At 40.1% G+C, this 13,979-nt stretch carries 11 protein-coding genes; all 11 read right to left on the minus strand.

Annotated features, from left to right (window positions below):
* Positions 1-54: 54 nt before the first annotated feature.
* Positions 55-225, minus strand: a complete 171-nt coding sequence (locus MKY80_RS13765; RefSeq protein ID WP_008180501.1) for a hypothetical protein — start codon at positions 223-225, stop codon at positions 55-57.
* A gap of 195 nt (positions 226-420) precedes the next feature.
* On the minus strand, positions 421-1,011 hold the full coding sequence (gene leuD / locus MKY80_RS13770; RefSeq protein WP_043990735.1) for a 3-isopropylmalate dehydratase small subunit: 591 nt from the start codon (positions 1,009-1,011) through the stop codon (positions 421-423).
* A 31-nt stretch (positions 1,012-1,042) separates the two neighbouring features.
* Positions 1,043-2,452 carry a 3-isopropylmalate dehydratase large subunit gene (leuC, locus tag MKY80_RS13775; RefSeq protein ID WP_008180497.1) on the minus strand — a complete coding sequence of 470 codons (1,410 nt, stop codon included), beginning with the start codon at positions 2,450-2,452 and terminating at the stop codon, positions 1,043-1,045.
* A gap of 17 nt (positions 2,453-2,469) precedes the next feature.
* The gene (leuB, locus tag MKY80_RS13780) at positions 2,470-3,570 is read right to left on the minus strand and encodes a 3-isopropylmalate dehydrogenase (protein WP_043990737.1); all 1,101 of its coding nucleotides are present in this window, start codon (positions 3,568-3,570) and stop codon (positions 2,470-2,472) included.
* 175 nt (positions 3,571-3,745) lie between these two features.
* Complete coding sequence (locus MKY80_RS13785; protein WP_090002610.1) at positions 3,746-5,281, minus strand: 2-isopropylmalate synthase; 1,536 nt, start codon at positions 5,279-5,281, stop codon at positions 3,746-3,748.
* The gene (ilvC, locus tag MKY80_RS13790; protein WP_008180491.1) at positions 5,268-6,302 is read right to left on the minus strand and encodes a ketol-acid reductoisomerase; all 1,035 of its coding nucleotides are present in this window, start codon (positions 6,300-6,302) and stop codon (positions 5,268-5,270) included. The genes MKY80_RS13785 and ilvC overlap by 14 nt, the downstream gene beginning before the upstream one ends.
* Before the next feature lie 105 nt (positions 6,303-6,407).
* The gene (gene ilvN, locus MKY80_RS13795) at positions 6,408-6,923 is read right to left on the minus strand and encodes an acetolactate synthase small subunit (RefSeq protein ID WP_025116198.1); all 516 of its coding nucleotides are present in this window, start codon (positions 6,921-6,923) and stop codon (positions 6,408-6,410) included.
* Positions 6,920-8,686, minus strand: a complete 1,767-nt coding sequence (gene ilvB, locus MKY80_RS13800; RefSeq protein WP_089986329.1) for a biosynthetic-type acetolactate synthase large subunit — start codon at positions 8,684-8,686, stop codon at positions 6,920-6,922. The genes ilvN and ilvB overlap by 4 nt, the downstream gene beginning before the upstream one ends.
* 479 nt (positions 8,687-9,165) lie before the next feature.
* Positions 9,166-10,836, minus strand: coding sequence for a dihydroxy-acid dehydratase (gene ilvD, locus MKY80_RS13805; protein WP_008180485.1), 1,671 nt, complete (start codon positions 10,834-10,836; stop codon positions 9,166-9,168).
* A 369-nt stretch (positions 10,837-11,205) separates the two neighbouring features.
* Positions 11,206-12,528, minus strand: a complete 1,323-nt coding sequence (locus MKY80_RS13810; protein ID WP_089986327.1) for a D-arabinono-1,4-lactone oxidase — start codon at positions 12,526-12,528, stop codon at positions 11,206-11,208.
* Complete coding sequence (locus MKY80_RS13815) at positions 12,516-13,691, minus strand: amino acid deaminase/aldolase (protein ID WP_089986326.1); 1,176 nt, start codon at positions 13,689-13,691, stop codon at positions 12,516-12,518. The genes MKY80_RS13810 and MKY80_RS13815 overlap by 13 nt, the downstream gene beginning before the upstream one ends.
* Positions 13,692-13,979 lie beyond the last annotated feature (288 nt).

Here is a 13,979-nt window from a genome sequence, read left to right on the forward strand (position 1 = left end):
AGCTCTATTTTAATGGAGAAAAAAGGTCAAGGACAGGGTGTTTTAATAGCCTTTTTAAAGTTTTCCTAATAATCCTTTTCTAGCCTCACGTTCAATTTTACTATCACAATCTTCGCAGGAGAATTTTCCTTTCATATTTCTTTTATACAAGGTATATTTCCTTGTCCCTTCCACAACCTCAAACGTCTTTTTGCAAAAAATACAGGAAACTGAATAAGTAATCATAATCTATTCTCCTTTCAAATAACTTGCTACTTCCACATTATCAAAAAATACCATTTATTCACAATGTTTATATTCAGAATATTCTTGTCAAACTTACTTCTATTCACATTCTATCCATAATTATTAGTATGGTTATTTGCTAACGCAAAAAAACTGAAGACAACTCTCAGTTTGTCTTCAGTCTCCAATAATATATTAATAGGCTACTCGCTTCTCTTCATAAGTAGCGATATGTTCTTCGTATTTAAAAGTTAAGGCAATCTCATCCCAACCATTTAGCAATGTTTCCTTGTAGTACGGATCAATTGTGAAATGATAGACTGTTCCATCATCATTTGATACCGTTTGTGCTGCAAGATTCACTTCCACTGAATATGGATTTGCTTTGCCCTTCGCTAGAATTTCATCACATTCTGCTTCTGTTAGCTTAATAGGAAGAATCCCATTTTTAAAGCAGTTATTATGGAAAATATCTGCAAAGGAAGGCGCAATGACGACATTAAATCCATAATCCAATATGGCCCATGGTGCGTGCTCTCGAGAAGAACCACAGCCGAAATTATCCTGTGCCACTAGAATCTTTGACTCTTTAAATTCTGGTTTATTTAATACAAAGTCTTTTATTTCATTGCCGTCTGCATCAAAGCGCCAGTGATAAAATAAATACTGTCCAAAGCCTGTGCGCTCAATACGCTTTAAAAACTCTTTTGAAATAATTTGGTCTGTATCCACATTTTTACGATCCAGTGGTGTAATAACACTCTTTACGATATTAATTGGTTCCATTTTCAACATCCCTTCCGTGTAAAAACAAGCTTTACACAGTTTCCTTTACAAATTCACGTACATCTACAAAATGCCCTGCAATTGCGGCTGCAGCTGCCATTGGTGGAGATACTAAATGTGTACGAGAACCAGCTCCCTGACGCCCTTCAAAGTTGCGGTTGGATGTGGAGGCACAGCGTTCACCAGCTGGGACTACATCATCATTCATCGCTAAACACATGGAGCAACCTGACTCTCGCCATTCGAAGCCGGCGTCTATAAAGATTTTATCTAAACCTTCTGCCTCTGCTTGTTTTTTCGTAGTATGAGAGCCTGGAACAACGATTGCTGTAACATCGCCATGTACCTTTCTTCCTTTAATAACATCAGCAGCTGCACGTAAATCACTAATACGCGAGTTTGTACAGGAGCCAATAAAGACATGCTGGATATCAATGGACGTTAATGGTTGCCCTTCCTCTAAGCCCATATAATCAAGAGCTTTTTGAAGTGCTGCCTTATCGGATTCATCTTTATAATCTGCTCGTGTTGGGACGTGGCCAGAAACTCCTGTACCCATCGATGGATTGGTTCCCCATGTAATGATAGGCTCGATTTCTTCCGCATGAATAATACGAACTGTATCGTAAGTAGCATCCTCATCAGAAGCTAGGCTTAACCAATAGTTAGCTGCTTCCTCAAATTGTTCACCTTGTGGGGCATATTTACGACCACGAATATAGTCTACCGTTGTTTGATCAGGGGAAATAAGCCCTGCCTTGGCACCAGCTTCAATCGACATATTACAAATCGTCATCCGTTCTTCCATGGACAGTTTGTGGATAGCTTCTCCAGTAAATTCCACAATATATCCTGTGCCGACTCCAATTCCGAATTTTGCAATAATCGCTAAAATAATATCTTTAGCGGCTACTCCGACTGATAGCTCCCCTTCAACACGAATTTCCATTGTCTTTGGCTTATTTTGCCATAATGTTTGCGTCGATAATACATGCTCTACCTCAGAAGTTCCAATACCAAAGGCAATCGCTCCAAATGCACCATGTGTGGATGTATGTGAGTCACCACAGACAATCGTTTTGCCAGGCTGTGTAAGCCCTAGCTCTGGTCCAATAACATGGACAATTCCTTGATCAGGATGGCCCATACCTGCAAGCTCAACACCAAACTCCTCAGCATTTTTGGCTAAAGTTTCAATTTGGTTACGTGCAATCGGATCATGGATGGTTGGTAAATTTTTTGTTGGAACATTATGATCCATTGTTGCAAAGCTTAAATCTGGGCGACGTACTTGACGTCCAGTCATCCGAAGTCCTTCAAAAGCTTGCGGAGAAGTTACTTCATGAATTAAATGAAGATCAATATATAACAGGTCCGGTTTGCCCTCTTCCTGATAAACAACATGTTTATCCCAAATCTTTTCAATTATATTTTTACCCATTGTCTTCACCTATTTCTTTAGATATATGTTGTCATAATGCTTTGTGAAACAAAACTAGTATCAATTTCATTAATAACCTTGTCTGTCCATTCATTTGTTGATAAAACTCTACTGCCATCACGGGCAAGATCTGCTGTAAAATAACCATCATCAAATACCGCACTTACGGCACGTTCAATTTCTGCTGCTTCTTCCTTTAAGCCAAACGAGTATTGAAGCATCATCGCTACAGAAAGAATGGTTGCTGCAGGATTTGCCACTCCTTGCCCTGCAATCTCAGGTGCTGACCCGTGTACTGGCTCATATAGGCCAAAATTATCTCCACGAATAGATGCCGACGGTAATACACCTAAAGAACCCGTAATAACAGATGCTTCATCACTTAAAATATCCCCGAACATGTTTTCTGTAACTACTACATCATAGTGTCCAGGATTTGTAATCAGTTTCATCGCTACAGAATCTACTAGGTTATGTTCCACCAAAACATCTGGATATTCTTTTTTCTTTGCTTCTACGACTTCTCGCCATAAACGACTTGTTTCAAGAACATTCGCCTTGTCAACAGAGCATAACTTGCCTCCACGTAAACGTGCTAGCTCAAAGGCATTTTCAACGATACGCTCTACTTCTGCTTTCGAGTAAACAGTTGTATCAATTGCGCCATTTTCAGTACGCATACGTGGTTCCCCGAAGTATACGCCACCTGTTAGTTCACGAACTATCATTAAATCAACGTTTTCAGCTACTTCACGCTTCAATGGTGAAGCATCTAGTAAACTCGGGAACGCCTTTACAGGACGTAGATTAGCAAATAAATCAAAGTGTTTGCGAATTCGCAATAATCCCTTTTCAGGGCGTAATTCAGGTGGATTCTGATCCCACTTTGGCCCTCCAACAGCTCCCAGTAGAACCGCATCACTATTCTCACACATCTCAATTGTTTCATCTGGTAGTGGATTATTGTGTTGGTCGATGGCAGCGCCCCCGATTGTTCCATACCCTAAATGGAAAGTATGATTAAATCTTTTACCAATCACTTGTAATACACGCACAGCAGAAGCAACAACCTCTGGCCCAATTCCGTCACCAGGAAGTACTGTAATTTTTTTCTCCATCATCAAAACACCCTTCTTTATATAGCGCATTCGCTAATTTTGTAAAGACGCTCACCAAATATATGAGTGATGAGCGTATTCAATTTTCTTGATTAACCTTATACGCCATGATTATTGCATCCGACTTGTGAATGGTACCTCACACATTTCACTACTTGTAAAACTGGACGATTAATTAAACTGGATGTGCACGAAGACTTTCTTTTATTAAATGACGGTTAATAGCATTTAAATAAGCTTTCGCCGATGCTTCCAAAACATCCTGAGAGGAGTTGCGGCCAGTCGTCGATACATGATCATAACGAATATTTATAACAGCTTCACCAAGTGCATCACGGCCTTTCCCCACTGATGTCACACGGTAATCAATCACATGAACAGCACTTGGTACTAGCTGCTCTAGCGTGTTAAAAATGGCTTCTACTGACCCAGAACCAGTGGCAACTACTGTTTTCTCTAATCCCTCTGGTGTTAGCACAATGGCTGTGGCCGTCGGAATATTTTCTGTACCATATTGCACTTGAACCATTTTCAATTCAAATAGTGGCACATCCTCTAACTGAATTTGCTGTTCCGTAAGAAGAGTCAGTAAATCTTCCTCTGTAATTTCCTTTTTACGATCCGCCAATTTTTTGAATTCCAAAAACGCCTTATTCAACTTTTCATCTGATAGATCAAAGCCCATTGTTTCAGCTCGATCACGGAAGGCTGCTCGACCAGAATGTTTTCCAAGAACTAAAGGTATTTCACCTTCACCGATCAGTGCAGGTGAAATAATTTCATAAGTTTCTGGATTTTTTAACACACCATCCTGATGAATACCAGATTCGTGTGCAAATGCATTTTTCCCAACAATCGCTTTGTTTGGCTGAATCACGACGTTTGTCAATTTACTGACTAATTGGGACGTACGTTTAATCTCTTGCAGCTGTATCCCTGTCTCTACCTGATAAAAATCCTTACGTATATGAAGGGCTACGGCAATTTCTTCTAACGCTACATTGCCTGCTCGCTCTCCAATGCCATTAATTGTTCCCTCCACTTGTGCAGCACCATTTTCAATTGCCGCCAATGTGTTGGCTGTTGCCATTCCTAGGTCGTCATGACAATGGGCAGAAAATTTGACTTTATCAGCGCCTTTTACGTTTTCCAGCAAATACTTAAATAATGCACCATATTCGTAAGGGGAGGCATAGCCAACTGTATCAGGGACGTTAATCGTTGTGGCCCCAGCGGCAACCACTTCATTCATAATTCGTACTAAAAATTCACGATCTGAACGGAATGCATCCTCAGCAGACCATTGTACAAGGGGAAAGTATTTTTTCGCATATTTAACCGCTTCAACCGCTTGCTCGATGACTTGTTCTGGTGATTTTTTCAGCTTGTATTCCATATGGATGGGTGAAGTAGCTAGAAAAATATGAATATGTGGTTGTTGAGCTACTTTAATAGCTTCCCATGTCGTATCAATATCCTTTTGGATACAACGAGCAAGGCCCGTTACGACTGAATTTTTTACTGTTTCAGCAATGCGATGGACTGCATCAAAGTCACCGGGTGACGAAGCAGGAAACCCTGCTTCAATAATTGTCACACCAAGGCGCTCTAACTGTTTAGCAATTTCTATTTTCTCTGCTGTATTTAAATTGATACCAGCAGATTGTTCACCATCGCGAAGCGTAGTATCGAAAATATCAATTTTTCGCACTTGTCGCCACTTCTCTTACCACTTTTTCTTTACCTTCGTTGATGAATGGCATCATCTCACGTAGTTTTGCGCCTACTTCTTCGATTTGATGGTTCGCACCTGCCTCTTTGAACTTTGTATATTCAGGACGACCATTTTCATTTTCTTGAATCCAACGGCGAGCAAACGTACCATCTTGGATATCCGTTAACACGTCTTTCATACGAGCTTTTACAGACTCATCGATGATGCGTGGTCCTGCCACATAATCTCCCCACTCAGCTGTATCTGATACGGAGTAACGCATTGTTGCCATTCCACCTTCAAACATTAGATCAACAATTAGCTTTAACTCATGTAGTGTTTCGAAGTATGCTAATTCTGGTTGGTAGCCTGCTTCCACTAACGTTTCAAATCCTGCTTTTACTAGCTGCGTTGCGCCCCCACAAAGTACTGCTTGCTCGCCAAATAAATCTGTCTCTGTTTCTTCTTTAAATGTTGTTTCAAGAAGGCCACCACGTGCGGCACCAATGCCTTTACCGTAAGCAAGTGCTAAATCTTTTGCTTGGCCCGTTGCATCTTGATGGATAGCAAATAAACCTGGTACACCAGCACCTTCTTGGAATTGACGACGAACTAAATGCCCTGGTCCTTTTGGCGCTACTAAAAATACGTCTACATCTGCTGGTGGTGTAATTTGCCCAAAGTGAATATTGAAGCCGTGTGCAAACATTAGCGCTTTCCCTGCTTGTAAATGTGGAGCAATTTCTGCTTCATACACAGCTTTTTGTCGCTCATCTGGTAGTAGAATTTGGATTACATCTGCTTCTTGTGCTGCTTCAGCCACTGTTTTTACGTCAACACCATCTGCTTTAGCAGCATCAAAAGATCCACCTGGGCGAACCCCTACTACTACGTCAAAGCCTGATTCTTTTAGGTTTAATGCATGTGCATGACCTTGTGAGCCGTATCCGATAATAGCGATTTTCTTTCCTTTTAATACTTCCTCGTTAATATTTTGTTCATAGTACATTGTAGCCATTGTTGTTTCCTCCTAGAATTTGGTTTATTTTCACAGCTCTAGATGCATGACATTTTGGTAGTACTCACATCTATCACATCTAAAGCTATCAATTTTATAGGCAAACTATTTTAAAATAGAGAGCTGCGGATTCGAGATCTTTTGTGTTTCACGAACTGAGGCAGTTGCTCCTGTACGTGTAAGTTCTTTAATACCATATGGTCGAATGAGTTCAATAAAGGCATCTATTTTGTCTGGGTGTCCTACGACTTGATACGTCACTACATTTTTAGCTGTGTCAATTATTTGAGCGCGGAACGGTTCGACAATCGAATTCATTTCCAAGCGTAAATTTGGTGGTGAAATAACCTTTACTAGTGCTAGTTCTCGCAGGACAATTGATTTATCAGTAATATCATTGACCTTTAATACATCAATTTGTTTGGATAATTGCTTCACCAGTTGTTCAATTTTGCCTTCATCCTCTACATTGACAACAAAGGTCATTTTTGAAAAATTCGGTTGCTCTGTATGACCAACTGTAATGGATTCAATATTAAACTGACGTTTCATAAGTAAACCTGTTAATCGGTTTAACACACCACTTTGGTTAATCACAGTTACGGTAATTACTCGTTTCAATTCTTTTTCACCCCAATCATTTCATGTAGGCCTTTGCCTGGTGCTACCATTGGGTATACACATTCAAGCTGTTTCACACGACAATCGATTAACACAGGCTCATCAGAAAGTAATGCCTCTCGGAAAATAGCTTCCGCTTCATCAATTGTGTTAATGCGATAGCCTTTAATGCTATACGCATCCGCCAATTTAACAAAATCCGGTTGGATTGGCATAAGTGAGGATGAATAGCGCTCTTCATAGAATGTTTCTTGCCATTGGCGAACCATTCCTAAACAGCTATTATTCAAAATCACTATTTTTACTGGTAAGTTAAATTCCTGTAGAATGGACAGCTCCTGTGCAGTCATTTGAAACCCTGCATCTCCTACAATCGAAATAACTTTTTTGTCTGGCTTCGCAAATTGGGCACCAATTGCGGCTGGGAAGCCGAAGCCCATCGTACCAAGTCCACCAGACGTTACCCAGGCATGATCGTTATTTAAATGATAGTATTGCGCTGTCCACATTTGATGCTGCCCAACATCTGTTGTCACAATGGCATCACCCTCTGTAATTTTATGAACTAATCGCAATGCCTCTTGTGGTAAGATTTCCTGATCATGATCATTCTTGCAATACCATAATGGAAATTCATTGGCGTGATTTCTTAAATAGGCTAGCCAATCCGTTGTATCAGGACCATCGAAATCCTTTTTCAGTATCGCTTTCAACGCTTCTTTTGCATCTGCCACAATCGGAATATCTGTCGGTACGTTTTTACCAATTTCAGCAGGATCAATATCGATATGAACAATAGTCGCATTTGGTGCAAATGTAGCTAAATTACCTGTTAAGCGATCGTCAAATCGAGCACCAATATTAAGTAATAAATCTGCCTTTGTTATTGCTGTGTTCGCTGTTGCCGTACCGTGCATGCCGGCCATCCCTAGGAATAATTCATGTTCACCGTGGATGGAGCCTAAGCCTAGTAAAGTATTCGTTACAGGGATACGATATTTTTCAGCGAATGTCGTTAATTCTTCACGTGCGTCTGCAAAAAGAACACCTGCACCAGCTAAGATGACTGGATTTTTTGCTAAAGAAATTGCTTGTATCGCCTTTTGGATTTGTAAGTAGTTAGGCTTATAGGTTGGTTGATAGCCTGGTAAATAAATTTCATCCGGTGCTTGAGGCGGATTTTCTACATCAAACAGCATTTGTGAAACGTCCTTTGGAAAGTCAACGACAACTGGCCCCTTACGACCTGTGCTGGCAATATGGAAAGCTTCTTTGACAATACGTGGGATGTCATTTACATCTTGTACTTGATAATTATGCTTGGTAATGGGTGTAGTAATACCCATAATATCAGCTTCTTGGAAAGCATCTGTGCCAATAACAGAAGTAGCAACCTGACCAGTGAATACCACTAAAGGTATGGAATCAATCATGGCATCGGCTATCCCTGTAACAAGATTTGTTGCGCCTGGGCCACTTGTAGCAATGACAACACCTGTTTTCCCTGAAACACGCGCATAGCCTTCCGCCGCATGGATAGCACCCTGCTCATGTCTTGTTAAAATATGACGGATTGGATTTTTATACATCGCATCATAAATTGGTAATACAGCACCACCTGGATAGCCAAAGATGATTTCAACGCCCTGATCGTGCAATGCCTGCACTAGTACATCGGCCCCGTCCTTTGCTTGATAGGTTTGCTCAACTGTTGCAGTTGTTGCTAATTGTTCTTTTTCATTAATTGAAACATTCGCACTCATCAATATGCCTCCTTTATTTCTTTCAAACTCACACATCAGTGTTGTAGATTAATGAAGTGTCACTAGCTGGTTAGTCTATGCTCTCCTGAAGAAGGAGAGTTAGCTCATTCCATTATGAAAATAATAAAAAGCCTTTTTCTCCACACGCAAAGAACTACCTTACGTAGGGATGAAAAAGACTTTCCATGGTACCACCCTTTTTTATAGCAAATAATTGCTACCTCGCGAATAAATGACAGCATTTATGTGCACCCATGCGGAATATACCGCATCCAATAGGGTGTCATAAAACATTTATTCATTAATAACGAGCACTTTCGACTATGCCCGAAGCTATCTAATGGTGTAAACACGTTTAATAGCTCACTCCGAGGGGATGTCGGATCTAGTTGTATCGCCGGCTTCCAGCACGACCGGCTCTCTGGTAGATACAAGGCTCTAGAACCTTTAACCTCATCAACGTTTTCATTTATCTAGTTTTAAATCTTCATAACGCCACCAGTGGAAGCGTTCGTCACTAATTTTGAGTATCTTGCGAGCCAACCTCGTTTGATTTTAGGCTCAAAGACTGGTAATTTTGCTCGACGTTCAGCTAAAACTTCCTCTGAAACTTGTAAATTAATCGTACGATTTGGTAGATCAATTTCAATCATATCTCCGTCTTCTACTAAAGCAATTGGACCACCCTCAGCAGCTTCTGGTGAAATATGTCCGATTGAAATACCGCGTGATGCCCCTGAGAAACGACCATCTGTGATTAAAGCCACCTTTGTACCAAGGCCACGACCTTGAATCGCAGATGTTGGTGCCAGCATTTCCGGCATTCCTGGGCCACCTTTAGGACCTTCATAGCGAATGACGACGACATGGCCCTCTTTCACTATTCCATTATCAATATTTTCTTGTGCTGCCTCCTGTGAATCAAAAACGATGGCTTGACCTTTGAATACTTGGATGGAAGGATCTACTGCGCCGACTTTAATCACGGAGCCTTCTGGTGCGATGTTACCGAATAACACCGATAAACCACCTACAGCACTATATGGATTTTCTTTCGTTCGAATGACTTGATTATTCGTAATGTGATGATCTTTAACTAACTCACCCATTGTCACTCCTGCCACTGTTGGACGATTAGGATGTATAGCACCTGGAATAGACACCAATTCATTAATAATGGCACTAACGCCACCAGCTTTATTAATATCATCCATTGAAATATCGGAAGCAGGCATGATTTTTGCTAAATAAGGTACTCGTTCTGCAACTTTATTAATATCCTCAATGTTGTAATCTATTTCCGCTTCATTGGCAATGGCTAATGTATGTAGAACCGTGTTAGTAGATCCACCCATAGCCATATCTAATGCAAAAGCATCGTCAATTGCCTCTTTTGTAATAATATCGCGTGGCTTAATATCTTCCTTTACCATACGAATTAATTGTTTCGCCGCTTCTTTAATGAGCTTATGACGCTCTTCAGAAGTAGCTACGATTGTTCCATTACCTGGTAAAGCAACACCTAGCATTTCCATTAAACAGTTCATAGAGTTTGCGGTAAACATCCCTGAGCAGGAACCGCAAGTCGGACAAGCATTATTTTCAATATCTAATAGCTCTTCGGCAGACATATTTCCAGATTTATGAGCACCGACACCTTCAAAAACAGACGTTAATGAAAGCTGTTTGCCTGATGCAGATGTACCGGCCTCCATTGGACCACCAGACACAAAAATTGATGGTACGTTGGTACGAACTGCTGCCATAAGCATACCTGGTGTAATTTTGTCACAGTTTGGAATATAAAATACGCCATCAAACCAGTGTGCATTAATAACCGTCTCAGCTGAGTCTGCTATAATTTCACGACTTGGTAATGAATAGCGCATACCAATATGCCCCATTGCAATACCATCATCGACCCCAATTGTATTAAATTCGAATGGAATACCACCCGCTTCAATAATGGCTTCTTTTACAACATCAGCGAACGTACGTAAATGAACGTGACCTGGTATTATGTCGATATAAGAGTTACAAACCCCAATAAATGGCTTGCCTAAATCTTTTGCTTTTACTTTGCCTGTTGCATATAAAAGACTTCGATGTGGCGCTCGATCTACGCCTACTTTTATCATGTCACTTCTCATTTTAAACGCCCCTCATTTATTGCTTTCCATACTATGTTCGTTGCTATATACAAAATCAAAATCTTCTGTCTATTTATTTTTTGTTTATAGATAACAGCATTCTAGAGTACTATTGCTGTAACGAACGTGTTAAATTGTTGTTATCATAGTACGAAAAAAAGGTCTCGTCAACACTATTTTTTGAATTGTTTAAACAATTAAAAAAATCTATCAAAATTGAAATCGTTTACATGCTGATTAAGCATCAGTTTTATCTCGCTTTGATAAAAATTTTGACATTTCGTTCATATTTTAATTTTTCAAAAATATAGAACAATAATTTTCTAAATATGAACAAAGAGTTGGAAAGGGCGGAAAAGGAGATAGCGCTTACAATAGAAATAATTTTTTTAAATATCCTGTAAAAAACACATGATCGGGATCATATTGGTGTCGAATGTTTAAAAATTTTTCAATTTCAGGATATAATTCATAAACCTTTTGAGCGGTTAAATGATGTTGTTTGCCCCAATGTGGACGACCTTCATATTTCTGCATTAACGTATGCACCCATTTAAAATAGGGCTCCTCTGACATTCCTTTATACATATGGAAGGCGATAAAGGCTGATTCACGCCCCTGTGTAGGGCTTAAAAAACCTGCTTCCCCTGCAGTTGTTCGACATTCTAATGGAAAATGAACATTAAAAACACCCTTTTTAAAGGTTGCATGAATTTCCTCTAGACAAGCTTCAAATTGAGATAATGGGATGGCATATTCACTTTCCTGGAACTTCACACTACGAGGTGAAGGATAAATTTCATAGCTTATACCTATTTTTTCACTTTCCACCACATTAGCCGCTGCTATTTTACTCATGGCACCACTTAAAGCTGGTTTCCACTTACACAGCTCAGACATCGCAAAAAAAGCACCATTTTCTACAATTTGTAACTTGAGGTTCTCTATTTTCTTATTCCATTCGCTTTGATAGACAGGAGCCACAACATTCATTCGCTTTACTTGAATTGTCTCACTACCAGGGAAATAAAACCATTCCACATGACGATGTTGTTGGATATCCTCCGCAAACCCGGTGAGTCCATTAGCTAAAGTATCTCTTGCCCCCACATAATGCAGACCATATAATGGCATGACTTTAATCGTTACTTTAACAAGAATACCGAGCATTCCTAGCGCTACATGAAGTGCTTCAGACAAATCATCCAATCCTCGTCGATGCTCCTGATAAGTTCCCGTCCCATCTACAAATCCCCACGACATCACGGCTGAGGATAAGGAACCAAGTGTAACACCTGTGCCATGAGTCCCCGTTGATACGGCACCTGCAATAGTTTGCTCCTGAATATCTCCCATATTAATTAATGCAAATCCATGCTTTGCTAGCATTGGTCCAATTTCATATAAATAGGTTCCAGCCCATAATGTAGCCTCCTGCTTTTCCTCATTCACAGCGATTAACCCGCGCATATTATGTAAGGAAATAGCTATATGCTCCGGCATTGCCACAGCGCTAAACGAGTGTGCTGCACCTGTAACACGAATCGTCTTTGCAGATTCGCGTGCATGTTTAACAATCATTGAAACTTCTTCAATGGAATGCGGTAAATACATTTCACTTGGATAGGAAATAACATTCCCAGCCCAGTTAGTCCATTTTTCTCCATTCTTCCATTTTTCTATAGAAAACATTGTCCATCCCCCCTGTATGTTGTATAAGATCCTACATACTTGTCCCCTCGAACACCATGTAATAATTGGAATCGTTCACAAAGCTCCCCAGCCTTGGCATGTCGAAAATAAATGGTATCGCCAATTTCAATGTTTTTCCCTTTGACCTTAATCGGCGTTTGCACCTCTCCTGCCCCTTCTAAGCTAAGATATGCAAAATTGGTAGGTTCATAGAATACAGGTAACCGATCACTACCGATCGCACCAGAAGCTGTATATCCCCCTCCATGACAAACAACGATATTTTTTTCAGGCTGTCTCGTGACACGTAAGGCGAATCCGGCTGCTTTTTCAAGCTGCAAATGGGTAAATTGATCGAACAGAGCAGGGGCATAAAACGCAGAACCAACCGTAATTTCAGTCACTTCTTTCTGCTGAGTTGTGTAAGTCATACTACCTGAGCCTCCTCCATTAACAAAACGTAAATTTGGAAAATAGGCTTTAATATGAGCGATAGCTAATCGGCGAAATTGAGTGACCTGCTTTTTCGCCTGTGCTTGCATGGCTTCTATTACTCTACCCTTTAATACATTCGCTGGACGATTACCAACACCAGCGATTTGCGCCTCATAGCCCATGGCCCCTACTACTTCAATAGAAGGATTATTTTTTATGGCTTGCAAAAATGGAGTTAACGTCTCAAGGGAATATAATGATGAACGTTTCGTACCAAAGTACAATAATTTGAAATCATTTGATACATTAATATCGATGCAAATTGGGACACGCACACCCATTTCATTCCCTAACTTCGCTAATAGTTGGATATGTTCCTGTCGATCAACCATAAACGTAACGGTTTTCCCCTCTTGAACAAAGTGTAATAATTGACGTATAGCCGTCTCTTCCATCACTGGATAGCCCAGTAATACATCATCAAACTGCTGCTGTAGTAAAAAAATTGTCTCTGCTGCTGTAAAAGTCATAAACCCTACTACATTCACAAGCTGATGTTGAATATAGCGAAGCACCTCAACTGAACGAATCGATTTTGTTGCTAGACGAATTGGTTTTCCCCCACATGCACCCTGTACAATTTGAATATTTTTATCAAGTGCATCAAAATCCAACCACGCAAATGGCCGTTCCAAATGACCAAACGGTTGATCCCATCTTGTTGTCATTTAATCCCTCCCTTTTAAGTACTAAGTATTAGACATGTAATAGAATAATTCCTTTAATCAAAATAAAAACAACCGTGAGCAGTTAACTAACAATGCCTACACGGTTGTTTTTAAAATGGGACAAACATTTCATTCACCTTTCTATTAAATTGGTTACGATGCGTAGAGGAAATCCGCTGCTAGATTTAATAAAACTAACAAATGCAAGCCCGCAATTAGTAAACCTTGACGATTTAATCGTTTCATTACAGCCATATTCATATATAACACGCTCCTTTTTCACATTAT

The sequence above is a fragment of the Lysinibacillus sp. FSL R5-0849 genome (genome assembly GCF_038595075.1).
Classification (GTDB): domain Bacteria; phylum Bacillota; class Bacilli; order Bacillales_A; family Planococcaceae; genus Lysinibacillus; species Lysinibacillus fusiformis.

What these genes read in the sequence shown, in the direction of transcription:
- MKY80_RS13765 (WP_008180501.1), bottom strand. Translation starts at nt 225, where the DNA reads ATGATTACTTATTCAGTTTCCTGTATTTTTTGCAAAAAGACGTTTGAG.
- leuD (WP_043990735.1), bottom strand. Translation starts at nt 1,011, where the DNA reads ATGGAACCAATTAATATCGTAAAGAGTGTTATTACACCACTGGATCGT.
- leuC (WP_008180497.1), bottom strand. Translation starts at nt 2,452, where the DNA reads ATGGGTAAAAATATAATTGAAAAGATTTGGGATAAACATGTTGTTTAT.
- leuB (WP_043990737.1), bottom strand. Translation starts at nt 3,570, where the DNA reads ATGGAGAAAAAAATTACAGTACTTCCTGGTGACGGAATTGGGCCAGAG.
- ilvC (WP_008180491.1), bottom strand. Translation starts at nt 6,302, where the DNA reads ATGGCTACAATGTACTATGAACAAAATATTAACGAGGAAGTATTAAAA.
- ilvB (WP_089986329.1), bottom strand. Translation starts at nt 8,686, where the DNA reads ATGAGTGCGAATGTTTCAATTAATGAAAAAGAACAATTAGCAACAACT.
- ilvD (WP_008180485.1), bottom strand. Translation starts at nt 10,836, where the DNA reads ATGAGAAGTGACATGATAAAAGTAGGCGTAGATCGAGCGCCACATCGA.
- MKY80_RS13810 (WP_089986327.1), bottom strand. Translation starts at nt 12,528, where the DNA reads ATGTTTTCTATAGAAAAATGGAAGAATGGAGAAAAATGGACTAACTGG.
- MKY80_RS13815 (WP_089986326.1), bottom strand. Translation starts at nt 13,691, where the DNA reads ATGACAACAAGATGGGATCAACCGTTTGGTCATTTGGAACGGCCATTT.